Annotated in this window: 22 protein-coding genes; 12 read left to right on the top strand and 10 right to left on the bottom strand. The window is 58.0% G+C overall.

The features are described 5' to 3' along the window. Positions 1 to 196 precede the first annotated feature (196 nt). Together ACOTY9_RS11065 and ACOTY9_RS11060 are read right to left on the bottom strand one after the other, a co-directional pair. A complete protein-coding gene (locus tag ACOTY9_RS11065) occupies positions 197 to 496 on the bottom strand; it encodes a helix-turn-helix domain-containing protein (RefSeq protein ID WP_014882863.1) in 300 nt (99 codons plus the stop codon). Continuing rightward, complete coding sequence (locus ACOTY9_RS11060; protein ID WP_023332294.1) at positions 484 to 846, bottom strand: type II toxin-antitoxin system RelE/ParE family toxin; 363 nt, start codon at positions 844 to 846, stop codon at positions 484 to 486. The genes ACOTY9_RS11065 and ACOTY9_RS11060 overlap by 13 nt, the downstream gene beginning before the upstream one ends. A 205-nt stretch (positions 847 to 1051) precedes the next feature. Here ACOTY9_RS11060 and ACOTY9_RS11055 point away from each other — a divergent pair, with 205 nt between their 5' ends. The 4 genes from ACOTY9_RS11055 (at position 1052) to ACOTY9_RS11040 (ending at position 5510) form a co-directional block, all read left to right on the top strand. Further along, positions 1052 to 2287 carry an MFS transporter gene (locus tag ACOTY9_RS11055; protein ID WP_023332295.1) on the top strand — a complete coding sequence of 412 codons (1236 nt, stop codon included), beginning with the start codon at positions 1052 to 1054 and terminating at the stop codon, positions 2285 to 2287. A gap of 15 nt (positions 2288 to 2302) precedes the next feature. Next, complete coding sequence (locus tag ACOTY9_RS11050; protein ID WP_214600151.1) at positions 2303 to 3328, top strand: sugar phosphate isomerase/epimerase family protein; 1026 nt, start codon at positions 2303 to 2305, stop codon at positions 3326 to 3328. Beyond that, positions 3321 to 4463, top strand: a complete 1143-nt coding sequence (locus tag ACOTY9_RS11045) for a Gfo/Idh/MocA family protein (RefSeq protein WP_014882867.1) — start codon at positions 3321 to 3323, stop codon at positions 4461 to 4463. Before ACOTY9_RS11050 ends, ACOTY9_RS11045 begins: the two co-directional genes overlap by 8 nt. A 75-nt stretch (positions 4464 to 4538) precedes the next feature. Then, on the top strand, positions 4539 to 5510 hold the full coding sequence (locus tag ACOTY9_RS11040; protein WP_348565726.1) for a LacI family DNA-binding transcriptional regulator: 972 nt from the start codon (positions 4539 to 4541) through the stop codon (positions 5508 to 5510). Here the strand turns inward: ACOTY9_RS11040 and ACOTY9_RS11035 are convergent, their stop codons facing one another. Both ACOTY9_RS11035 and ACOTY9_RS11030 read right to left on the bottom strand, forming a co-directional pair. Continuing rightward, positions 5511 to 6755 carry a mechanosensitive ion channel family protein gene (locus tag ACOTY9_RS11035; RefSeq protein ID WP_348565725.1) on the bottom strand — a complete coding sequence of 415 codons (1245 nt, stop codon included), beginning with the start codon at positions 6753 to 6755 and terminating at the stop codon, positions 5511 to 5513. A 66-nt stretch (positions 6756 to 6821) separates the two neighbouring features. Beyond that, positions 6822 to 8258 (bottom strand): MFS transporter, encoded by a 1437-nt coding sequence (locus ACOTY9_RS11030; RefSeq protein WP_023336854.1) that lies wholly within the window; start codon positions 8256 to 8258, stop codon positions 6822 to 6824. 108 nt (positions 8259 to 8366) lie between these two features. Here ACOTY9_RS11030 and ACOTY9_RS11025 point away from each other — a divergent pair, with 108 nt between their 5' ends. Next, positions 8367 to 9236, top strand: coding sequence for a helix-turn-helix transcriptional regulator (locus ACOTY9_RS11025; RefSeq protein WP_014882871.1), 870 nt, complete (start codon positions 8367 to 8369; stop codon positions 9234 to 9236). A gap of 153 nt (positions 9237 to 9389) precedes the next feature. Beyond that, positions 9390 to 9992, top strand: a complete 603-nt coding sequence (locus ACOTY9_RS11020) for a hypothetical protein (protein WP_058690608.1) — start codon at positions 9390 to 9392, stop codon at positions 9990 to 9992. Positions 9993 to 10019: 27 nt separating this feature from the next. On the opposite strand, the gene nfsB is transcribed toward ACOTY9_RS11020, so the two are convergent. From nfsB to ACOTY9_RS11005, 3 genes are all read right to left on the bottom strand, one after another. After that, positions 10020 to 10673, bottom strand: coding sequence for an oxygen-insensitive NAD(P)H nitroreductase (gene nfsB / locus ACOTY9_RS11015; protein ID WP_014882873.1), 654 nt, complete (start codon positions 10671 to 10673; stop codon positions 10020 to 10022). Positions 10674 to 10793: 120 nt separating this feature from the next. Continuing rightward, entirely contained in the window at positions 10794 to 11162 is a 369-nt protein-coding gene (locus ACOTY9_RS11010; protein WP_088126544.1) for an MmcQ/YjbR family DNA-binding protein, read from the bottom strand. Continuing rightward, complete coding sequence (locus tag ACOTY9_RS11005) at positions 11152 to 11742, bottom strand: TetR/AcrR family transcriptional regulator (protein ID WP_014882875.1); 591 nt, start codon at positions 11740 to 11742, stop codon at positions 11152 to 11154. The genes ACOTY9_RS11010 and ACOTY9_RS11005 overlap by 11 nt, the downstream gene beginning before the upstream one ends. A 190-nt stretch (positions 11743 to 11932) precedes the next feature. On the opposite strand from ACOTY9_RS11005, the gene ACOTY9_RS11000 reads away from it, so the two are divergent. Beyond that, complete coding sequence (locus ACOTY9_RS11000) at positions 11933 to 13036, top strand: RomA family MBL fold metallo-hydrolase (RefSeq protein WP_023332301.1); 1104 nt, start codon at positions 11933 to 11935, stop codon at positions 13034 to 13036. Positions 13037 to 13068: 32 nt separating this feature from the next. Next, positions 13069 to 13410, top strand: coding sequence for a RamA family antibiotic efflux transcriptional regulator (locus ACOTY9_RS10995; protein WP_014882877.1), 342 nt, complete (start codon positions 13069 to 13071; stop codon positions 13408 to 13410). A gap of 56 nt (positions 13411 to 13466) precedes the next feature. On the opposite strand, the gene ACOTY9_RS10990 is transcribed toward ACOTY9_RS10995, so the two are convergent. Continuing rightward, a complete protein-coding gene (locus tag ACOTY9_RS10990) occupies positions 13467 to 13715 on the bottom strand; it encodes a DUF1158 domain-containing protein (protein WP_023332302.1) in 249 nt (82 codons plus the stop codon). Positions 13716 to 14203: 488 nt separating this feature from the next. On the opposite strand from ACOTY9_RS10990, the gene ACOTY9_RS10985 reads away from it, so the two are divergent. From ACOTY9_RS10985 to ACOTY9_RS10975, 3 genes are all read left to right on the top strand, one after another. Further along, on the top strand, positions 14204 to 16912 hold the full coding sequence (locus ACOTY9_RS10985) for a cation-transporting P-type ATPase (protein WP_348565724.1): 2709 nt from the start codon (positions 14204 to 14206) through the stop codon (positions 16910 to 16912). Between the two features lie 157 nt (positions 16913 to 17069). Next, positions 17070 to 18131 (top strand): efflux RND transporter periplasmic adaptor subunit, encoded by a 1062-nt coding sequence (locus tag ACOTY9_RS10980; protein WP_063861228.1) that lies wholly within the window; start codon positions 17070 to 17072, stop codon positions 18129 to 18131. Positions 18132 to 18140: 9 nt separating this feature from the next. Then, a complete protein-coding gene (locus ACOTY9_RS10975) occupies positions 18141 to 21275 on the top strand; it encodes an efflux RND transporter permease subunit (RefSeq protein WP_348565723.1) in 3135 nt (1044 codons plus the stop codon). Here ACOTY9_RS10975 and ACOTY9_RS10970 read toward each other — a convergent pair. Next, positions 21226 to 22347: a YbdK family carboxylate-amine ligase gene (locus tag ACOTY9_RS10970; protein WP_348565722.1), complete on the bottom strand. Its 1122-nt coding sequence runs from the start codon at positions 22345 to 22347 to the stop codon at positions 21226 to 21228. The two genes, ACOTY9_RS10975 and ACOTY9_RS10970, sit on opposite strands and share 50 nt — an antisense overlap. 105 nt (positions 22348 to 22452) lie before the next feature. Between ACOTY9_RS10970 and ACOTY9_RS10965 the strand changes: the two genes are divergently transcribed. Beyond that, positions 22453 to 23343 carry an oxidoreductase gene (locus ACOTY9_RS10965; protein WP_059372687.1) on the top strand — a complete coding sequence of 297 codons (891 nt, stop codon included), beginning with the start codon at positions 22453 to 22455 and terminating at the stop codon, positions 23341 to 23343. Here the strand turns inward: ACOTY9_RS10965 and ACOTY9_RS10960 are convergent. After that, a complete protein-coding gene (locus tag ACOTY9_RS10960) occupies positions 23340 to 24134 on the bottom strand; it encodes an AraC family transcriptional regulator (protein ID WP_014882884.1) in 795 nt (264 codons plus the stop codon). The two genes, ACOTY9_RS10965 and ACOTY9_RS10960, sit on opposite strands and share 4 nt — an antisense overlap. Between the last annotated feature and the right edge of the window lie 49 nt (positions 24135 to 24183).

The raw sequence follows: 24183 nt of genomic DNA, 5'->3' as shown, positions 1-24183 counted from the left end.
ATAACACTTGCGTACTACGACCGAAAAACCCAGAGTGTGCTCCGGATAGACTAAAAGTGTTACCTATGTTCCCGGTCTGATCTGTCACCTATGTATCCGGTCATACACTGCGCTTACCGGGCCTACATGTTCGGGGCCGTTATTATTTTGTAGGCCGGGTCAGGCGAAGCCGCCACCCGGCTTTGAATGTGCAATATCAAATCTGAAACGCTATTCGTTTCCCATTCGGTAACGTCACATCAATGCTCATTTCACCGCCGAGCGCACTGACATAGCGTTTGAGTGTTGAAAGCCGGGGATCGTTTCCCGGCTGTTCGATTTTTGCCACAGTGGGTTGTTTTACCCCCATTGCCGCGGCCAGTTCTGTCTGCGAAATATTGAGCTCTTCCCGCAGTTGGTTCAGGGCAACAATTCTGCGTATTACATCAACTTTAGCCGCAATACGCTCCTGACTTTCCGCGCTCTGTTGTGCCATGAGTTCTTTTAGCGTTGCCATATGGCCTCCTTATCCGCCAGATGTCTGCTGTACTCAACGTCAGCCAGCGTAATCATTTCGTTATAAAACCGTTTTTGATTGCAACCGGTTTTGTCTCCAGCACAGAGCACAATTGCCTTACGGTCAGGATCAAAAGCAAAAAAAGCTCTGATGGGATTTCCCGCATGTTGAATCCGTAATTCCTTCATGTTCGCATAGGCTGAAGCCTTCACGGTATCTACGTATGGCCGCCCAAGCGTTGGGCCAAACTCAGCAAGAATATGCATCATCGCTAGCACATCTTCTTTTAATGCTGTTGTTTGTTCGAAGTACCATTGATCAAATCTGTCCGTTGTCTCGACATTCCACATCGTTTCTCCTTTAGCTTCCTCGCTATATTATTTTATAGCCTGTAGGCTATAGTGACAATCAGAACGCCTCGTTTTGTCATACATCGACCTTTATCGTGACCCCCCTCCCAATTCTGTTTCGATCCACAGGATCTTTATTTTGTAATCGATTACTTTTTATTTGCTGTCATTTGTAATCGATTACTTTTTCCGGGTGAGGCTTATCATGGTGTCAACTGAAAGTAGTGAAAAGGCGATAACACAGCACCGGCTGCTGGTGCCGCGTCTGTCGTTGATGATGTTTCTGCAGTTTTTCATCTGGGGTAGCTGGTCAGTCACGCTTGGCCTGGTGATGACCCGGCACAACATGTCTCTGTTAATTGGCGATGCGTTCTCCGCCGGGCCCATCGCCTCCATTCTCTCGCCGTTTGTGCTCGGCATGCTGGTGGATCGTTTCTTTGCCTCGCAGAAGGTGATGGCGGTGATGCACCTGGCGGGCGCGGCAATCCTTTGGTTTGTGCCGGGGGCGCTGATTGCCGAAAACGGCGCGCTGCTGATTGGCCTGCTGTTTGGTTACACGCTCTGCTATATGCCAACGCTGGCGCTGACCAACAACATCGCATTTCACAGCCTGGCGAACGTGGATAAAACTTTCCCGGTGGTGCGCGTGTTCGGCACCATCGGCTGGATCGTGGCGGGAATTTTCATCGGCGTGACCGGCGTGGCGTCCAGCGTCACCATTTTTCAGGTGGCGGCAGCCAGCTCCCTGCTGCTCGCACTCTACAGCCTGACGCTGCCGCACACGCCAGCGCCAGCGAAAGGGCTACCGGTGCAGGTGCGCGATCTCTTTTGTGCCGATGCCTTTGCGCTACTCAAAACCCGCCATTTCTTTGTCTTCTCCGTCTGCGCGATGCTGATCTCCGTCCCGCTTGGCACCTATTACGCCTATACCGCCTCGTATCTGGCGGATGCCGGTATTGCAGACGTCAGCACCGCCATGTCCTTCGGGCAGATGTCAGAGATCTTCTTCATGCTGGTCATTCCGCTGCTGTTCCGCCGTCTGGGGGTGAAAGTCATGCTGCTGATCGGCATGCTGGCGTGGTTCGTGCGTTATGCCATGTTCGCGCTGGGCGTTAGCGAGGAAGGACGCATCCTGTTGTACCTGGGGATCCTGCTGCATGGCGTCTGCTACGATTTCTTCTTCGTCGTCGGCTTTATCTACACCGACCGCGTGGCGGGTGAAAAGGTGAAAGGACAGGCGCAAAGCATGATTGTCATGTTCACCTACGGCATCGGCATGCTGCTGGGCTCTCAGATTTCCGGCGCGCTTTATAACCGTCTGGTGGCCGGGCAGACCGTGCCGCAGGCATGGGTGACATTCTGGTGGATCCCGGCGGTGGCTGCCGCGGCGATCGCGCTGATTTTCCTTCTCACGTTCAGGTATGACGATGACAAGGCGTAATGTTCAGGAGGGGCTATGAGGACGATGAAAGGACCGGGCATTTTTCTGTCGCAATTTATTGGCGAGAAAGCGCCGTTCAACACGCTCGACGGACTGGCAGGCTGGGCGGCGGCGAAGGGTTACAAAGCGGTGCAGATCCCCTGCAACCATCCGCCTGTTTTTGATGTGGAAAAAGCCGCTGAGAGTCAGGCCTACTGCGATGAGGTCATCGATAAGCTGGCCAGGCATGGGCTTGCGATCAGCGAGCTCTCGACTCATCTGGAAGGCCAGCTTGTGGCGGTGAACCCTGTTTACAGCGAGGCGTTTGATCACTTTGCACCCGCTGGCGTGCGCGGTAATGATACGGCTCGTCGGGCATGGGCAACGGAAAAGCTAAAGCAGGCGGCAGTCGCCTCGGCCAGACTCGGCCTGAAAGCGCACGCCACCTTCTCCGGCTCGCTGGCGTGGCCGTTTTTCTATCCATGGCCGCCGCATAACGAGCAGCGTTTTCAGGCGGCATTCGAGGAGCTGGCAAATCGCTGGCGACCGATTCTGGATACCTTTGACGAACAGGGCGTGGACGTCTGTTTTGAGTTGCATCCGGGCGAAGACTTGCACGACGGCGTGAGCTTCGAGCGTTTTCTGGCGCTTCTGGATAATCACCCGCGCTGCAATATCCTTTACGACCCGAGCCACATGCTGTTACAGCAGATGGATTACCTGACCTTCATCGACATTTACCACGCGCGCATCAAAGCCTTCCACGTCAAAGATGCCGAGTTCCGTCCTAATGGGCGCAGCGGCGTGTACGGTGGTTACCAGCCGTGGATCAACCGCGCCGGGCGCTTCCGTTCGCTCGGCGACGGACAGATCGACTTCAAAGGCATTTTCAGCAAGCTGACCCAGTACGATTATGACGGCTGGGCGGTGCTGGAGTGGGAGTGCTGCCTGAAAGACGGTGATACCGGCGCAAGTGAGGGAAGCGAGTTTATCCGCCGCCACATCATCCCGGTATCCGGGCGTGCGTTTGATGACTTCGCGGCAGGGGGCAGCCATGATTAACGTCGGGATTGTCGGCAGCGGGTTTATCGGCCCGGCGCATATCGAGGCGCTGCGGCGTCTCGGGTTTGTGCAGGTGGTGGCGCTCTGCGACGGCACGCTTGCCAACGCGCAGGAAAAAGCACGCCAGCTTAACGTGCCCCACGCCTGCGCCAGCGTGGCGGAACTCCTCGCACTTCCTGACCTGCACGTGGTGCACAACTGCACGCCCAATCATCTGCATGCGGAGATTAACCGTCAGATCCTGCGCGCGGGAAAACATGTCTTTTCTGAAAAACCGCTCTGCATGACGTCGGACGAGGCGCGTGACCTGGTGGCGCGGGCGGAGCAGGCTGGCGTGGTGCACGGCGTGAGCTTTGTCTATCGCCAGTTTGCGATGGTGCGCCAGGCGGAAAGCATGATGCGCGCGGGTAGCCTCGGGCGGCTATTCGCCTCACACGGCAGTTATTTACAGGACTGGATGCTGCTGGAAACCGACTACAACTGGCGGGTGGATGCCGCGCTTGGCGGGGCTTCGCGCGCGGTGGCGGATATCGGCTCCCACTGGTGCGATACGGTGCAATTTGTGACCGGCAGGCGCATTACCGAGGTCATGGCCGATCTCTCCATCGTCTGGCCGACGCGTAAGGCCAGCATGGGCGGTCATCAGACTTTCTCCCACGATGAGGCGGCGGCGTATACCAACACACCGGTCAGTACCGAAGACTTTGGCTCAGTGCTGTTCCGCTTTGACGATGGCAGCAAAGGTTGCTTTAGCGTCTCGCAGGTGAGCGCCGGGCGTAAAAATCGCCTGACGTTTGAGATTAACGGCAGCGAGCAGTCAGTGGCGTGGGATCAGGAGGTGCCGCAACAGCTGTGGATCGGCCATCGCGCGCTGGCAAATCAGACGCTCACCGACGATCCAGGCTTGATGAACCCTGACGTGGCCAGCAGCGCACACTTCCCCGGCGGGCACATCGAAGGCTGGCCTGATGCCTTTAAAAATATGATGATGCAGTTCTACCGCGCCGTGCAGGCGGGAGCGATGCCGGAGGCACCGCAGTTTGCGACCTTCCACGATGGCGCAAACGTGATGTATATCATTGATGCCATAGTGAAAAGTCATCAGCAGCAGCGTTGGGTACGCGTGGCGCAATGACGTGTTGCCCGGTTCGCCGGGCAACAAATTTATGGTAGCCTGCACAAAACGCTAACCGCAGGATGTGTCGTCGCTATGTCAATTCAGAAAATCGCTCAGCTGGCCGGGGTCTCCGTGGCGACGGTCTCCCGCGTGCTTAATAACAGCGACACCGTGAAGGCAAAAAACCGCGAGCGCGTCCTGCAGGCCATCAAAGAGAGCAACTACCAGCCTAATTTACTGGCCCGTCAGTTACGTACTGCCCGGAGCTATATGATCCTGGTGATGGTCTCAAACATTGCCAACCCGTTCTGCGCCGAAGTGGTGAAGGGCATTGAAGAAGAGGCGGAGATAAACGGCTATCGGATCCTGCTGTGTAACTCCGGGTCGGACATCGAACGTTCCCGTTCGGGCTTAAGCCTGCTGTCGGGCAAAATCGTCGACGGCATTATCACCATGGACGCTTTCTCAAAGCTGCCGGAACTGGCCGCGCTGATTGGCTCCGCACCGTGGGTGCAGTGTGCCGAATATGCCGATGCCGGCGCGGTTTCCTGCGTGGGGATTAACGACGTTGATGCGTCGCAGCATGCCGTCAGCCAGCTTGCCGACGGTGGACGCAAACGCATCGCGATGATCAACCACGACCTGAGCTATAAATATGCCCGTCTGCGCGAGCGCGGCTATAAGAGCGTGATCCACCTGAAAGATCTGGAGTATCAGGCGGTTGAATACGCCAGCGATCTCAGCTTCCGCGCCGGGATGGTGGCGATGCAAAATCTGTTGCAGGGTAATCCACCGGATGCGGTGTTTGCCGTCTCCGATACGCTGGCGGCGGGCGCGCTGCGCGCCATTCAGCAGGCCGGGCTGCGGGTGCCGGAGGATATTGCTGTTGTGGGATTTGACGGCACCGAGCTGGCGAACATGATTTCGCTGACCACCATCGAACAGCCGTCGCGGGATATCGGGCGCAAGGCGGTCGACCTGCTCTTAAATAAAATCGACAACCCCGAGGCGCCCACGGAAAGAGTGATGATGGACTGGCGCTTTATTTCCCGCGCCAGTACCTGATTATTGCGCTATAACCCCTGCCAGGGAGCGAATATCGTTCCCGGTAGGTGACTGATGAATACGCAAACCAAACTCCTCCACCACCGCAAAAATATGATCGAAGATGTCAGCCTGAATCTCCTCATATTCTGCCCAGATCACCGTGTTGGTGAAAGCGTATATTTCAATCGGCAGGCCGTTGGCATCCGGTGCCAGCTGACGCACCATTAACGTCATATCTTTGCGAATGCGCGGGTGGTTACGCAGATATTCATTCAGGTAGGCGCGGAAGGTACCAATATTGGTCATTTTGCGCAGGTCTAATACCGATTCACCTTCGCCATTTTCCTGATTCCACAGGCTAATTTCCTCATGCCGCGCGGCCAGATACGGCTTGAGCAGTTTCGCCTGAATCAGCTTCTGCTGCTCCTGCTCGTCCAGGAAGTGAATGCTGGTGGTATCAATATTCAGGCTGCGCTTAATGCGTCGGCCGCCGGAGGCCGACATGCCGCTCCAGTTGATAAAGGCGTCAGAGACCAGCGCCCACGTTGGGATCGTGGTGATGGTGTTATCGAAGTTGCGCACTTTAACGGTGGTCAGGCCGATGTCCGTAACCGTGCCGTTGGCACCGTATTTCGGCATCTCCAGCCAGTCGCCAAGCTTGAGCATGTCATTTGCGGAAAGCTGGATCCCGGCGACCAGTCCCAGTATCGGGTCTTTAAAGACCAGCATCAGAACGGCGGCCATAGCACCCAGGCCGCTAATCAAAATGGCCGGTGACTGACCGATCAGCAGAGAGATAATTAAGATCCCCACCAGAATCGCGCTCACCAGCTTGATGCCCTGGAAGATCCCTTTCAGCGGCAGCTGAGAGGCGGTCGCCATTTTCTGCGAAAGATTGAATATGACGTCCAGCAGCGAGAAGAAGGAGAGCAGGGCATACACCATCACCCACAGCTTCGCGCAGGTGGTGAGCATTTCTGCCGCTTCGCTCCCTTTTTGCAGCCAGAGAACGGCCTGAACGTTGACGATTATCCCCTGAAGGGTAAATGCCAGACGGTGAAATAATTTATTCTGGGTAATAATCTGCAACCATAAATGGCTGCTGGCCCGGGCGCGTTTCTCGAATGCGCGCAGCACGACTTTGTGCAGAATAAAATGAACGATGATGGCAGTAAGAAAAATAATACCAAAGATAATCACTAAAGAGGTGGTGTGATTAATTTCAATGCCTAACTCTTCAACCTGAGCAATTAATTCCTGCATAACGTCTCCTGTATTGATGCAGCCCCATAATGGCGGCTGCGGATCTATTATGCAAATACCTCAGGCTTATTTGCTGGCCTGGCAGACCTTCACGACGGGTAAACACAGCCGATGGCGGATGCGCAGCGTTGCCAGCGCCAGGATGACCATCAGGCCGGTTTCCACCGTCAGGAAAAGGTTAATCGCCTGGGCGTAATCCCCGTGATGATGTTGCAGCCCGTGCAGCAAAATCGCCCCGAAAATGGCCGGGCCAAGCCCCAGCGCGGCCTGCTGCAGGGTGCTTAAGATGGCGCTGGCGGCCCCTGCGTCATCAGGCTGAATATCGCGCATCCCGATGCGGTAGAAGCTGTTCACAATCAGCGCCTGACCGTAGCCTACCAGCCCGGTGGCTGGCGCCAGCGTCAGCGCCGTATTTTGCACTCCCCAGTAGCGGAACGTGGCGATCAGCGCCAGCAGGCCGATTATCTGGATTGCCAGGCCGGTGAGCAGAATCGTGCTGGTGCTGTAGCGCGCAATCAGCCGCGGCGCGAACCACGCGGAGATAAAATAGGTCACCCCGAGGGCGATAAAACTGTTCCCGGACTGCCACGGCGCCATCCCCAGACCGGTTTGCATGGTCAGCGCCATACAGAACATAAACCCGGACCAGACGCTGAAAAAGAGCAGCGCAATCACGATGCCAAAGCGAACGCTGCGGAGCTGAAGCAGACGCGGTGGGATCAGCGGATGGGCATTTCCACGCTCTTTTTTGCGCGCATTCTGTGCCATCAGCCAGGCCAGCGGAATAATGGCGAGAAGCATAACCTTTAGCGACCACGGCCAGTGCCACTGTGGGCCGAGCGCCATCGGGAACAGCAGACAGCAGAGCATGATGGCCAGCAAGACGGTCCCTGCCCAGTCGATGCGCGACGGCGTTTCACGGCGGGTTTCCGGCACGTAGCGACGGCTCAGCGCCAGCACCACCAGGCAGATAGGGACGTTAATAAAGAAGGCGTTACGCCAGCCCAGTCCGGCGATATCCGCCGATACCAGCCAGCCGCCGCCCATCTGGCCGACGATAAACGCAATCCCCCCAATGCCGCCGAACAGGCTAATCGCCTTCGCGTGGGCTGTGCCTTTTAACGTGACGTGCAGCGTGGCAAGAATTTGCGGCATGATCAGGGCGGCACCCGCCCCCTGAACAATACGCGCGGCCAGCAGTTGTTCAATGTTCCCCGCCATTCCGCACAGCAGCGAGGCCAGGCCAAAGATTGCCACACCCCACATAAACAGGCGACGGCGGCCAAGATTATCTCCCAGCTTGCTGCCAAGTGCGAGGCAGACGGCAAACGCCACGCCATAAAGCGCGACAATCAGCTCCAGCTCGGTGGCGGTAGCGTGCAGTGAATGGGTAATGGCGTCCAGCGCCACGTTAGTGATTGAGGTATCAATCATGGGTAGCATCTGGCCGGTTAAAAGCAATATCAGGCCTGCGCGACCCGGTGAAACAACTGACGTATTCATGGTAACTCCATTGCGTCATTCATCAGATGGTCGTAGCATCAACTATCTGATAAACGGGTACCAGTTCTTGCTTATACTGGTACTGGCACTACCATGCAGGGGGGATTTATGGCGTTAATGTCTGAACCCGTCGCCTCACTTCAGGATGACACGCGAAAACAGCTGGGCGCATTTTTACGCGCCCGGCGTGAAAGCCTCGATCCGCAGCGTCTCGGTTTGCCGCGCAGCGGACGCCGCCGCACGCCGGGTCTGCGCCGCGAAGAGGTGGCGATGCTCGCCGACGTGGGTGTGACCTGGTATACCTGGCTTGAGCAGGGCAGGGACGTCAATCCGTCCAGCGCGGTGATGGCAGCCATAGCGAAAGCCCTGCAGTGTACTCCGACCGAAGCCCGGCATCTTTTCGTGCTCGCCGGTTTGCCGCCGGGCGAAGCACCGCAGGCGGTCTGCTGCGAGGGGATCAGCGAAGGCACGCGTCGCCTGCTGGATACGCTGATGCCAAAACCTGCCAGCATCCAGAAACCCAATTTCGATATCGTGGCGTGGAACGACAGTTTTGGGCATCTGATGGGCGTTGATTTCAATGAAATCCCGCCGGAGGACCGCAACTGTATTTACCTGTTTCTCACCCATCCCGCGTGGCGCGCGCGGCTCGGCAGACGCGATGATGTGCTGCCAATTTTTGTCTCCTATTTCCGCGCGGCGATGGCCGAGCACCGTGGCGACCCGCTGTGGGAAGCCAAATTGGCGCGCTTCTTTGCGGTGTCTGAGGAGTTCAAAACGCTGTGGCACCAGCGCAACGACGTGCGCGGCGTGGAGAACCAGCTCAAGCTGTTTACCCATCCCGAGCTGGGGGATTTTACGCTGCAGCAGATGTACTGGTACTCCGCACCGCGAAACGGGTCGCGGCTGCTGGTCTATTTACCGGTGGACGAGGCGGGGGAGAGGGCGATGGCATGGCTGGCGGAACAGGCTAAATAATTTTTTTGCGAGACGTTTTCAGGGAATCAGCACGGATCCTGCCGTGTCGGTTCACATTGCGTAAGATAAGGTCTGAATGAGACCAACCTGCTGAATCTACATCATTTAGATGAGTAGTGAAGTGGACTATACTTACGCGATGAGAAACCACCGATGTCGCCACTGATGATTGATTCCGCAGAATTTAGCCAAAAACTTGGGCTTATCACTCAAAACGTTGAACATACCGAAGCGTTTCTGTTGCGGGGCACGGTGGATTTTCATCTGCCAGGTTTTTTGTTGCCTGTGGGGTATCGGCTTCTGAAGTCGCGCTATAGCGATGAATACCGTCTCGTGACTACCGACGACGGTAAGCCTTATACGGCATATGCCGTGAAGCTGATGTTTCATAAAGAAATTACCTTTCCTCACGGTGCCGCCACGCAAGTGATGGTCTGGCGTACGCCCCGCGCGGTCCATCAATCCGTTATCAGCGGGTTGCCACAACTTTTCTTTCAGTGGGTGCTCAGCGAATACGATATCGTGGTCTCAGACAGCGAGCAAACGGGAGACGGGCAGCGGTTTTGGTTGCGGATGATAGACTGGGCGTTCAGCATGAATTACCAGATAAGCGTGGCGGACGGTACGGTAGGCGCAGAGTGGGAATTAACACCAGTGAGTTCATACGCTGAACTGGAAGAACGCTGGATTGCTTTTGCCTGGGGAAACGATCGTGACGTCCATCCGCATCGCAGACTGGTCATCAGTAAAACGTAACGGGCCGCGCGCGGCGGCCCGTCGGGATTAGCACTCGGTCACAATCGTGCTCAGCGGCAGGCGAGACTTCGGCAGCGTGGCGTTGAAATCTTCCACGCTGTGATGGCCAACCGGCACCACCACTACGCTGGTGAAGCCTTTCTCTTTCAGGCCAAACTCTTCGTCGAGGATCGCGGCATCGAAACCTTCGATTGGCACTGCATCCAGACCCATGGCACCCACGCCCAGCAGGAAATTACCGACGTTCAGGTAAACCTGTTTCGCCATCCACTGGTCATCATCTTTCAGATCCACACGGTGCATATCGGCGAAGTAAGTCCGGCCCTTATGGTTCGCGGCTTTGGCTTCTGGCGTGTTAAAACGACCATCGGCTTCTTCCTGATCCACGACGCGCTCAAGCCAGGCATCATCCATCGCGGTTTTCGCGCAGAACACCACTACGTGAGAGGCGTCCAGCATTTTGCGTTCGTTGAACACATAGGTACCTGCGGCGGATTTCGCCACGCGCGCTTTACCTTCCTCGGTGCTGGCCACAATAAAGTGCCACGGCTGGGAGTTGGTGCTGGACGGGCTGTACTGCAGCAGAGTTTTGATTTTTTCTGCTTCTTCAGCGGTCAGTTTTTTAGTCGGGTCGAACGCCTTGGTGGAGTGGCGTTTCAGGGCGACAGAAATGATATCCATAACTACTCCTGGTAATGAAATTCGCCCGTACGCGGGCGCGAAAGGAGAGCAGATTAACGCGCAAAGCGGCAAAAGATAAGTGCATTTCGAGCGCTTAATCTGTTCGTCTCAGACGAACAATCAGGCAGGGCGTATCCACTTCTGGTCTTTCTTAGGCAGTTTATCAACGACCAGATTCCAGGAATCTGCAATCAGGTCGGCAACCAGTTCCGGGGTGATGTCCTCGGTGCCGTAAAGCGAAATCCAGTGTTTTTTATTCAGATGGTAACCAGGCTCAACGCCCCGGTAGATCTGCTGATTTAACAGCGACGTTTCCGGATCGGATTTCAGGCTTACGTGCGGCCGTCCGTGTGCGGTTGCCATCAGCATGAAAATTTTCCCGCCGACCTTGAAGACGTCGTACTCCGGGCCGAACGGCCAGCAGTGTTCGGTAAAAGGCATCTCCAGCGCGACGCGCTTCGCGTGTGCCTGCAAGGATTTACTGTCCATCGCTCTCCTCCTGAGCCAGTCCACGCCACATCACTTCAAAACCCAGGGCTTTAAAATCGACGGCGCGGGACGGATCGCGGGTGGCAAACTCCATCGTGCTTTCGGCCAGCGATAAAAACAGCGCATCGCCAAACGTTTTGAATTCATCCGACATAAACACCGGGCGCACCGAACGACGGCACAGTTCATGCAGTTCCGGGAACATCTCTTTTACCGCCATTTCCGTTTCGGCGCTCAGCTTTTCACTGACCCCAATCTGGCGAATAGCCGCATGCGCCACGGGGTTACGAATCCCCCAGTCCACATAGCTGTTCCAGATATTGCGGGTATGTTCTTTCGGCAGCGTGATGGTGCGATCGAGGTTCGCCAGCATGGTCTGGCAGAGATCCTGCTTCAGGTGCAGATAGAGGGCATTCAGCAGATCGTCTTTGGTAGCAAAGTAGCGGAACAGGGTGCCTTCGGCGACACCCGCCTTACGGGCAATGAGCGCCGTTGAGGCGGCAATACCTGACTGTGCAAATGCCGCCGTTGCGGCGTCCAGTAAGGCCTGTTTTTTATCTTCACTCTTCGGACGTGCCACTAAATTTTTCCCCCTTTCAATGATAAAAACCCCGATTGAAACACGTGCTTTGACACGCTGCAACGCGGAATGTCAAAGATCGAAAACGTCTTGACGACTTTCTCATCATATCTATAATGAGTGCTTACTCACTCATAATCAAGTTTACCCCACGCAAACCATCGGATGGCTCGCGTTTTCGGGTCAGGATATGAAAAAAACTCTCTTCATCTGCGTGGTGTTCGTCATGATTATTGCTTCAGCTGCGAGTTTACCGTTTGTTCTGAATGCCGGTTTTGGCCAGCCACCGCAGGGTGCGCAGCTCACGGAAGTGGAAGCGTCTCCGCACTACTACGAGGGGAAATTCCACAATACGCTCCCGACGCCTGGCTTTACCGGCCAACAAAATATGCTGGTGGCGTGGTGGCAATTTCTGACCCGTAAAACCGAAAACGCCCGCCCGGCTCAGCCGCTGCCGCTGGTGAAAACCGATCTGGCGAGCCTGCCGCTGGAGCAGGACACGCTGGTGTGGCTCGGCCACTCCTCCTGGTATCTGCAGCTGGCGGGAAAACGCATCCTGATCGACCCGGTCCTTGGTAACTATGCCGCGCCGTTTTCGTTTCTCAATAAAGCCTTTGCGGGGGAGTATCCGTGGCGCGCGGCGAGCATGCCGGAGATCGACCTGCTGATTATCTCTCACGATCACTACGACCACCTGGATTACGCCACCATCAGGGCGTTATTGCCGAAGGTGAAACGCGTGGTGACGCCGCTTGGGGTAGGGTCACACCTGCGCTACTGGGGGATGAAGCCAGAGATTATCGACGAACGCGACTGGAACCAGTCGGTACACATCAGCGATGCGCTGACGGTTCACCTGTTGCCCGCGCGTCACTTCTCCGGGCGAGGCATTAAACGTGACCAGACGCTGTGGGGCAGCTTTATGTTTGTCACCCCAGAGCAGAAGATCTACTACAGCGGAGATTCTGGCTACGGCCCGCACTTTAAGGCAATCGGCGAGCAGTTTGGTGATGTGGATTTAGCCATCATGGAAAACGGCCAGTATGACCAGGACTGGAAGTACATCCACATGCTGCCAGAGGAGACGGCTCAGGCGTCGGTCGACCTGAATGCAAAGGCGGTGGTGCCGGGGCATAACGGTCGTTTTGTGCTGGCAAAACACACCTGGAACGACCCACTGATCCAGCTGGCAAAAGCCAGCAAGGATAAAAACTATCGACTGCTCACGCCGGAACTGGGCGAGCCCGTTCGGGTGAGTGATACCACACAAACTTTTCGTCAGTGGTGGGAATAATGTTTAAGCAAGAAGCAGAAGGGGAGAGCAGTATGACCATTTCCGCTCAAGTCATTGATACGATCGTCGAATGGATCGACGACAACCTGCACCAGCCGTTACGCATTGAAGACATTGCCCGCCATGCGGGTTACTCCAAATGGCATTTGCAGCGGCTGTTTATGCAGTATAAAGGTGAAAGCCTGGGGCGCTATATTCGCGAACGCAAGCTGCTGCTGGCGGCGCGGGATCTGCGTGAATCGGACGAGCGCGTTTATGAGATCTGCCTGCGCTACGGGTTTGAATCGCAGCAGACGTTCACGCGCATCTTTACCCGCACCTTCCATCAGCCGCCAGGGGCGTACCGCAAGGAAAACCATAGTCGGACGCACTGAAACTGACAACACACAGGCCGGGTAAGGCGAAGCTGCTACCCGGCTTTTTTATGCATTCATGACGCCAGTGAAAACCAGCGGCGCCAGACGAAACGCAGCACGAAGAATTCGATAGCGCCAAGCAGTAAAAACCACACGCAAAACAAAATGGTGTAAAGCTGGTTCAGATCGACCATGTGAAAGGTCGTCATCAGCTTTTGCGCCAGCACCAGGCCCAGCGACGGCGCGGGCAACAGCAGGCAAGAGATCAGCGCCAGTAATAAAATGCCCCCGGCAGTCAGCAGCGATTCTAACGGGTGTTTCATCGTAATGTTAATCGTCAGTTAAAAATGTCATTGTCCGGCATCCTTTAACGTAAAGCAATATCAACCTGCCTGGGCTTTTTTAATGAAATAATCACCTTCTCCGGCAAATAAAGCGCGTAAGGAGAATGATTTAATCGTGGTGATTAAATTAATATTGTGCCGTGTAAATAAATGTCTGCATCATGAAAATAATTTTACAAAACTATATGTGCTATATCCAATTAACGTCGCAATAACAATGGCTGCGACAATGTATAACGCCAGGCGTCGTCCGCGATAAATACCAAACATGCTTCCCCCTCGTTTAGCGTTGGTTTAGAAATATTTTGTAAAAATCAGCTTGTCGAAATAATCGTAATTAATTTTGAATAACCCAGCGGTAAATATATTGCGGTAGATCAATTTTAGCCGCAAGACTTAAAAATGAATAAATTAAAGCCCGAAAGGAATTCAGGCTTCTGTTCACCGGATATTGAAGGAAAAATACGATGACCGAAAAAAAATTATCCCCAAACATGCCGCCTTCCGGCGGGCTGGCATACCAGCAGACCGTAGAGCAGGTGCTGGCTCATACGCAGAGCCAGGTGAGCGGTCTGGACCGCGCTGAGGCGCAGGCGCGTCTGCAAAAACATGGCCCGAATGCATTGCCGGAGAAAAAAGGCAAGCCGGGCTGGCTGCGCTTTCTCGCGCATTTTAACGATGTACTGATTTACGTCCTGCTTGCCGCCGCGGTATTAACCGCGGTCATGGGGCATTGGGTTGATACGCTGGTTATTTTAGGCGTGGCGGTTATCAATGCCTTAATTGGTCATATTCAGGAAAGCAACGCGGAAAAATCCCTGAAGAGTATTCGTAACATGCTCTCCAGCGAAGCGCGCGTCATTCGTAATGGCAATCATGAAACGCTCCCCACAACTGAAATAGTCCCGGGCGATATTATTGTATTACGCGCCGGGGATCGTATTCCGGCGGATATGCGTTTAATTGAGGCGCATAATTTACGCGTGGAAGAGGCGATTCTGACCGGTGAATCCACCGTGGTGGATAAACATACTCAGCCGCTGAACGGTGAGCTGCCGCTGGGCGATCGCACCAACCTGGTCTTCTCCGGCACTACCGTGAGCGCGGGCGGTGGCGTGGGCGTGGTTATTGCCACCGGGCAGGAGACCGAGCTTGGCCATATCAATCAGATGATGGCGGGCATTGAAAAACACCGCACGCCGCTGCTGGTGCAGATGGACAAGCTGGGTAAGGCGATCTTCGCCATTATTCTGGCGATGATGGCCGCGCTGTTTGTCTTCAGCCTGGCATTCCGCGAGATCCCAATGGGCGAGCTGCTGCTCTCCCTCATCAGTCTGGCGGTCGCCTCCGTACCGGAAGGTCTGCCTGCAATTATCTCCATTATCCTCTCCCTGGGCGTGCAGGCGATGGCGCGCAAGCGGGCGATCATCCGCAAGCTGCCGACGGTTGAAACCCTGGGCGCGATGACCGTGGTCTGCTCGGATAAAACCGGCACCCTGACCATGAACGAGATGACGGTCAAAGCCATCATCACCGCCGACACCTGCTACCGCGTGGACGGCAACAGCTATGAGCCTGTGGGCAACATTTACCTGGAAGGTAGTGATGAGCCAGTGCAGATCCAGCCGGGCACCGTGCTGGAGCAGTACCTGCGCACTATTGACCTCTGTAACGACAGCCAGCTGATTCAGGACGAGCGCGGCCTGTGGGGCATCACCGGGGGGCCAACCGAGGGCGCGCTGAAGGTGCTGGCGGCGAAAGCCAACCTCGCGCCGGTAACAACGACGCTGGTTAACAAGATCCCGTTTGACTCGCAGTACAAGTACATGAGCACCCACTATCAGATTGGCTGCGAGGAGCAGATCCTGATCACCGGCGCGCCGGACGTCATTTTCGCCCTGTGCGCGCAGCAGCAAACCCGCCACGGTGCAGACGCCTTCAACCGCGCGTACTGGGAAAACGAGATGGAGCGCTATGCGCGTCAGGGACTGCGCATGGTTGCGGCGGCGTTTAAGCCAGCCAATGGCGAAACGGCGCTCACGCACGACGATCTGAGCCACGGCCTGATCTTCCTCGGCATTGCCGGAATGATGGATCCGCCGCGCCCGGAGGCGATTGATGCCATTAACGCCTGTCAGCAGGCGGGGATCCGCGTGAAGATGATCACCGGGGATCACCCGCAGACGGCGATGAGCATCGGCCAGATGCTGGGGATCACCAACAGCGAGCAGGCGGTGACCGGCTATCAGCTTGAGAAGATGAACGATGCCGAGCTGGCGGATGCGGCGGTGACCTATGACATCTTTGCCCGTACCAGCCCGGAGCATAAGCTGCGCCTGGTGAAAGCGCTGCAGGAGAAAGGTGAAATCGTCGGTATGACCGGCGACGGCGTGAACGATGCCCCGGCGCTGCGTCAGGCGGATGTCGGCATCGCAATGGGCATCAAAGGCACGGAAGTGACCAAAGAGGCGGCGGACATGGTCCTGACGGACGATAACTTCGCCACCATCGCCAGCGCGGTGAAAGAGGGGCGTCGCGTTTACGACAACCTGAAGAAGACCATCCTGTTCATCATGCCGACCAACCTGGCGCAGGGGCTATTGATTGTGATTGCGCTGCTGGCGGGGAACATCATTCCGCTGACGCCGGTGCTGATTCTGTGGATGAACATGGCGACCTCCGCCACGCTCTCCTTCGGTCTGGCCTTTGAAGCCGCCGAGCGCAATATCATGCGCCGTCCACCACGTCAGACCAGGCAGCACGTGATGGACGCCTACGCCGTCTGGCGCGTGGCCTTCGTCGGCACCATGATTGCGATTGCGGCGTTTGCCCTGGAAGCCTGGCTGGCCCCGCGCGGCCACAGCGCGGAGTTCATCCGCACCGTGCTGCTGCAGATGCTGGTCTGCGCCCAGTGGGTGTACATGATTAACTGCCGCAACACTGAAGGGTTCTCCCTGAACCGTGGTCTGCTGGCGAATAAGGGCATCTGGCTGGTCACGGGCGTGCTGTTCCTGCTCCAGGCCGCCATCATCTACCTGCCGTTTATGCAGATGCTGTTTGGCACCGAAGCGCTGCCGCTCCGCTACTGGTTTGTGACGCTGGCGGTTGCAATGGGAATGTTCTTCGTCGTCGAAATCGAGAAGCGACTGACCCGCAGGTTCCGTAAGGCTGCATAACAAAACCTTACCCCTCACCCTAACCCTCTCCCCATAGGGGAGAGGGGACCGTCCGGTTTTCTCCCTCGGCTTTGAGGGGGAAGGGGCGCTCGGTTTTCTCCCTCGCCCCTTTGGGGAGAGGGGCGGGGTGAGGGGGAAATCACGCTGAGGTACTTCCATGAAATTCCCACTCCTGTTCGCACTCCTTGCCTGCACCCTGCAACCCGTCTTCGCCGCCATTCCCGTGCGCGTCGCCACCGTTGAGCAGACCGCCCATGCCGCCGAGCGTCAGATCCCAGGGCGCATTGAAGCCATCCACACCGTTGAGCTGCGCGCCCGCACGGAAGGTGTTATCACTAAAATCCACTTTCGCGACGGGCAGTATGTGAAAAAAGGGGATGTGCTGTTTGAGCTGGACGATGCCGAGCCGCGTGCCGCCGTGCGTCTGGCGCAGGCCGAAGTCAACAGCGCTGAAGCCACGCTGCGCCAGGCGCAGCAGCAGCTTTCCCGCTTTGAAAGCCTGGGCAGCAGCAAGGCCATCAGCCGTCATGACGTGGACAACGCGCGTATGCAGCGCGATGTCGCCCGCGCCGCGCTGGAGCAGGCCAAAGCCCGGCTCGACGCACGCAACGTCACCCTGAACTACACCCGCATCACCTCGCCGATTGACGGTCGCGTGGGGCACAGCAACTTCCACGCAGGTAGCCTGGTCAACCCCGCAAGCGGCGTGCTGGTGGAGGTAGTACAGCTTGATCCGATCCGCATCGCTTTTGCGCTGGAAGAGGGCGCCTTTGCCACCAAAGCCGGACAGCATGCAGATATCAGCGCCATGAAACAGGCGTGGCAGGTATTCATTGACAGCAACGGACAGCGTATCCGCGGTGAACTGACCTCGGTGGATAACCGCATCGACCCGCGCACCGCCAGCGTGATGCTGCGCGCCGGGTTTGCGAACCCGCGCCATCAGCTGTTGCCCGGCGGCAACGTAAATGTGACGCTGCGCCCGGCCAGCGAGCAGCCGGTACTGACGCTCCCTGCCGCTGCGGTCCAGCAGAATGGCGATGGATTCTTTGCCTGGGTGGTGAGTGCCGACGGAAACGCCGAAAAACGCCCGCTAAAAATTGCCGGGCAGGTTGGGCAGCTGTTCCAGATTGCTTCCGGTGTTAAGCCTGGTGAGCGAGCGATCACTGACGGTGCACAGCGTGTACAGCCCGGTGCTGCCGTCCAGATACTGAATTAAGGAGCCATCATGCTGACGTTTTTCATCAAACGCCCGCGCTTTGCGATGGTGATAGCACTGGTCATTACCCTGCTGGGGGCCATCGCGCTGAAGATTATCCCGGTGGAGCAGTATCCGCAGATCACGCCGCCGGTGGTGAATGTCTCTGCCAGCTGGCCGGGGGCCAGTTCGGCTGACGTGGCGGAGGCCATCGCCACGCCGCTGGAGACGCAGCTTAACGGCGTGGATCACATGCTGTACATGGAGTCCACGAGTTCGGATGAAGGCACCTACAGCCTTAACATCACCTTTGCCGCGGGGACCGATCCGGATTTAGCCGCCATCGACGTGCAAAACCGCGTGGCGCAGGCCGTGGCGCAATTGCCAGCGGAGGCGCAGCAAAACGGCGTGCAGGTGCGCAAACGCGCCACCAATCTGATGATGGGGGTAAGTCTTTACTCACCTGACAATACCCACACGCCGCTGTTCGTCAGTAACTACGCCAGCACCCAGGTGCGTGAGGCGCTGTCGCGCCTGCCGGGCGTCGGTCAGGTGCAGATGTTTGGCGCGCGCGACTACAGCATGCGCATCTGGCTGCGTCCGGACCGCATGAACGCCCTGAACGTTACCACGGACGACGTGGCGCAGGCGCTGCGCGAGCAGAACGTGCAGGGAGCGGCGGGCCAGGTCGGCACGCCGCCGGTGTTTAACGGCCAGCAGCAGACCCTGACCATCAACGGGCTGGGGCGCCTGAACCAGGCTGATGATTTTGCGGACATCATTATCCGCGCCGGCGAGATGGGCCAGCTGGTGCGCCTGAAGGACGTCGCCACCATCGAGCTTGGCTCGCGTAGCTACAGCTCCGGCGCGCAGCTGAACGGACACGACTCCGCCTACCTCGGCATCTACCCGACACCGTCCGCCAACGCCCTGCGCGTGGCCGACGCGGTGCGCGCCGAGCTGGAGCGCCTCGCGTCGCGCTTCCCGGACGACCTGGTCTACGAGGTGAAATTCGATACCACCACCTTCGTTGCGGCCACCATCAAGGAGATCGGCGTCTCGCTGGCGCTGACGATGCTGGCGGTCGTTGTTGTTGTATCCCTGTTCCTGCAAAGCTGGCGTGCGACGCTGATTGTTGCGCTCGCCATTCCGGTGTCGCTGGTGGGCACGTTTGCGGTGCTGTACACGCTGGGCTACTCCGCCAACACGCTCAGCCTGTTCGCCATCATTCTGGCGCTGACGATGGTGGTGGATGATGCCATCGTGGTGGTGGAGAGCGTCGAAACGCTGATGGCCGAAGGGCAGAGCCGCACGGCGGCGACCGCGCTGGCGCTGCGCCAGATTGCCGGGCCGGTGATAGCCACGACGCTGGTGCTGCTGGCGGTATTTGTGCCGGTGGCGCTGCTGCCGGGGATTGTCGGTGAGCTTTACCGCCAGTTCGCGGTCACGCTTTCCACGGCGGTCACGCTCTCAAGCCTGGTGGCGCTGACCCTGACGCCCGCGCTCTGTGCAATGCTGCTGCGCCCGCGTCCGGCACAGCCCGCTGCGATTTTTCGCGGATTCAACCGCGGGCTGGATGCCACGCGCAATCGCTATACCCGGATCGTAAGCGTATTCACCCTGCGCCCGTGGCTGGCGCTGCTGGCCACCGCAGGCGCGGCGGCCGTGGTGGCGTTCAGCTTTACCTCGATGCCAAAAGGCTTCCTGCCACAGGAGGACCAGGGCTACTTCTTTGCCAGCGTTCAGCTGCCGGAAGCCGCCTCGCTGGAGCGCACCGAAGCGGTAATGACCACCGCACGCGAATTAATCGCTAAAAATCCGGCGGTGGAAGACGTGATTCAGGTCTCCGGCTTTAACATTCTTAACGGCACCAGCGCTTCCAACGGCGGGTTTATCTCCATCATGCTCAAAGACTGGAGCGAGCGCCCGCCGCTGGACGAGGTGATGGCTACCCTGCAACGTCAGCTGCTGGCCCTGCCGGAAGCAACCATAATGACCTTCGCGCCGCCGACCCTGCCGGGGCTGGGCAACGCCTCCGGCTTCGATCTGCGCCTACAGGCGCAGGCGGGGCAAAGCCCGGCGGAGCTGGAGCGCGTGACGCGCGGGGTGCTGATGAAAGTCAATCAGCACCCGCAGCTAAGCCGTGTGTTCACCACCTGGAGCAGCAACGTCCCGCAGCTGACGCTGACCGTCGATCGCGAGCGTGCGGCCCGTCTCGACGTGCCGGTATCGCGCATCTTCAGTAGCCTGCAAACCGCCTTTGGCGGCACGCGCGCCGGGGATTTCAGCATCAACAACCGCGTCTACCACGTTGTCATGCAGAACGAAATGCAGTGGCGCGAGCGCGCTGAGCAAATCAGCGAGCTGTTTGTGCGCAGCAACAGCGGCGAGCGGGTGCGCCTGAGCAACCTCGTCACCATCACGCCGGGCGTTGGCGCGCCGTTCCTGCAGCAGTACAACCAGTTTCCGTCCGTGTCGGTGAGCGGCTCGGCGGCGGAAGGGGTGAGCAGCAGCACCGCGATGGCGGTGATGAGCGAAATTCTGGCAGAGATCCTGCCTGCCGGATACGACTATGCCTGGAGCGGCATGTCGTATCAGGAGCAGCAGACCGGCAATCAGGCGATATGGATTGTGCTGGCGGCGGTGGTGATGGCGTGGCTGTTTCTCGTCGCCCAGTATGAGAGCTGGACGCTCCCGGCGAGCGTGATGCTCTCGGTGCTCTTCGCCCTCGGCGGGGCGCTGGTCTGGCTGTGGATGGCGGGCTACGCCAACGATGTCTACGTGCAAATTGGTCTGGTATTGCTGATCGCGCTGGCGGCCAAAAACGCGATTCTTATCGTGGAGTTCGCCCGCGCCCGGCGTATGGACGGAATGACGATTGTCGATGCGGCGAGGGAAGGGGCATCGCGCCGCTTCCGCGCGGTGATGATGACCGCCGTGTCGTTTATTATCGGCGTCATGCCAATGATGCTGGCGACCGGGGCGGGTGCCCAGAGCCGTCGCATCATTGGCACCACGGTGTTCAGCGGTATGCTGGTGGCGACCGTCGTGGGGATCGTGTTCATCCCCGCGCTGTTCGTGCTATTCCAGCGTCTGCGTGAGTGGTGCCACGGCCTTACGGACTCGTCGCCCACAGCTCGCAGTGCTTCTGAACCAGAGAAATAAGCGAGCCGCCGTCGGCAATAAAGTCCCGCATGCGCTGCGCCTCGCTCTTGCCCTGCTTTAACAGCAGGGCAATTTCAGTGATTGCGCTTGTCGCGCCGAGCTTCTCGGCCGATGGCGCAACCTGTTCCAGCAGCCAGGCGATATCTTCCGCCACGGTTTTCTGTTCGCCGGTATGCACGTCCGTCAGAATCCCCTCCAGCCCGTAGCGACAGGCCTGAAAACGGTTAAATCGGTACAGCAGAAAATCCTTCTCCTGATGCTTATAGGGCCGCGTGGTTAGCAGCCAGTGGGAGGTTGCCTGGATCAGCCCGGCAATGTTTATCGCGTGGCCGAGCGTCAGCGGCGTATCCATCACCCGCACTTCCACGGTACCAAAGTGCGGGCTGGGGCGAATGTCCCAGTGCAGGTCTTTAATGCTGTCGATCATGCTTGTGGCGCTCAGGCGGCGGAACAGCCCCTCGAACGCCTGCCAGTTGTCGACCCACGGCATCTGGCCGTTATCCGGAAATCCCGAAAAAATATTCAGACGCGATGAGGCGAACTTCGTGTCCGTGCCCTGCATGTAGGGTGACGCGGCGGCGAGGGCGATAAAGTGCGGCACAAAGCGCGACAGACCGTGCAGCAGGTAAATGGCATCGTCCCCGGTCCGACAGCCGACGTGTACGTGCTGGCCAAACACCGTGGCCTGCAAAATCAGGTAGCCAAAGCGCTCCAGCGTGACGTTATAGCGCTCGTCATCGCACACCTCCTGGCGCTGCCATTTCTGGAACGGATGCGTCCCGCCGCCGCAGATCTGGATATGCTGCTCCGCCGCGGCGCGCAGAATACTCTGCTGCATCACCGAGAACTGCGCCGCTGCCTGGTCGATGGTCTGGCATACGCCGGTGGCGATTTCGAGCATGCTTTCGGTGATGTCGTGCTTCACTTCTCCGCCTTTGATGTCGTCTTTGACGGCGGCGATCAGCGCGGAGGAGTCCTGGCTCAGATCGTAGCCCGGCGGATTAACCACCTGCAGTTCGAGTTCGATGCCGAGGGTGAACGGTTCAGAGGACGTGAAATCGGGTAAAGGCATGGCGCACTCCGTTGTCAGTTGTGTGTTGAGTATAGACAACGACGTGGCGCTCACTTTTCAGGGTGGTATAACTGTTAGCAGGCTTAGCGAAAAGGGGAGTTAATCATGTCTGACAATCCAGTGATTGCGCTGATAGGTCCCGGTGCGATTGGGACCACCATTGCCGCGGTGCTGCATGATGTGGGCCGCACGCCGCTGCTGTGCGGACGTACCGCACATCCGGAATTACGCCTGCGTTATGACGAGGGCGAAACGGTGGTACCCGGTCCGGTCTTAACCGATCCTGCCGTCATTACGCGTCCCGCCGATCTGGTTTTTATCGCGGTAAAAACGACGCAAAATGCCGACAGCGCCGGATGGCTGCGCGCGCTGTGCGATGAAAACACCGTGGTCTGCGCCCTGCAAAACGGCGTGGAGCAGAAAGCCCAGCTTGAGCCGTGGGTCAACGGCGCAACGGTGCTGCCGTCGGTGGTCTGGTTCCCGGCACAGCGCGAGCCGGATGCCTCCGTGTGGCTGCGTGCCAAACCGCGTCTGACGCTGCCGGAGGTGCCGCAGGCGCAGCGGGTGGTGGATGCGCTTCGCGGTACGCGCTGTGAAGTGGAACTCTCGGCAGATTTCGCCACGGTCGCCTGGCGCAAGCTGCTGCAAAACGCGGTCGCCGGGCTGATGGTGCTGGCTAACCGCCGCGCCGGGATGTTCAGGCGTGAGGACATCAGCGAACTTGCGCTGGCCTATCTGCGCGAGGGGCTTACCGTTGCCCGCGCCGAGGGGGCGAAGCTTGACGATGCGGTGGCCGGGGAGATCCTGGCGAACTTTCAGCGTGCGCCTGAAGACCTGGGCACGTCGATCCTGGCCGATCGTCAGGCCAACCGTCCAATGGAGTGGGATATCCGCAACGGCGTGATCCCGCGCTATGGCCGCAAACACGGGATTGCGGTGCCCATCAGCGACGTGGTGGTGCCGCTGCTGGCGGCGGGGAGCGAGGGGCCGGGTTAACGACCGCTGTTTTTCCGTTCGGCAAAATAATGCGCGGGTGTGCTGCCCATCGCTTTTCTGAACATGGTGATAAACGCATTCACGGATTCATACCCAAGCGTTGCCGCCACGTTCTGGACAGGCACGCCGCTGGCCAGCTCCCGCAGGGCAATAATCAAATGCAGCTGCTGGCGCCAACGTCCGAAGCTCAGCCCGGTCTCGCGTTGCATCAGGCGTGCAAACGAGCGCTCGCTGAGGGCGAGCCGTTTCGCCCAGTCTTTCAGGGTGCTTCTGTCCTCAGGGCGGCTGACCAGCGCGTCGGCCATGGCGCGAATTTTCGGGTCGGTCGAAACCGGCAGGCTGAGCTTCTGCTGCGGCATGCTGGCGAGCTCATCCAGCGTGACCCGGGTCAGTCTGGCGGCGTGGCTGTCGGGAGGATAATCCACGCCTTCGCGCGTCAGGCGGTCGACCAGCTCCGTAATCAACGGCGAGATCGCCAGGGTGCAGCACCTCTCCGGCAGCGCCGCCGCGCCGGGCTCAATAAACAAATAGTTCAGATGCGCGTTCCACGTCGCTTTCGCGCTGTGCGGGATCCCGCCGGGGATCCAGACTGCGCAGTCTGGCGGCACGATCCAGATGTCATTCTCCGCGTAACAGCTGACCGCGCCGTAACGGGCAATAATCAGCTGGCCCTTGCGATGGGTATGCACCGGCACTTCCGCAGCGTAGTCCACAAAGTCCAGATGACGCGCCACGGCAGGAGAGGCGGTAGAGTCAGGGTCATACAGCGTATTAGCGGATTGCGGCTTCATGATTCTGGCAACATTTAGGTATTTTTTGACAGAATAGAGTATTTAAGCG

The organism is Enterobacter cloacae complex sp. SHL012 (assembly GCF_049237505.1).
GTDB lineage: Bacteria > Pseudomonadota > Gammaproteobacteria > Enterobacterales > Enterobacteriaceae > Enterobacter > Enterobacter kobei.
The sequence above is the reverse complement of the archived record's forward strand: the minus strand, read 5'-3'. Positions and strand labels throughout refer to the sequence as shown.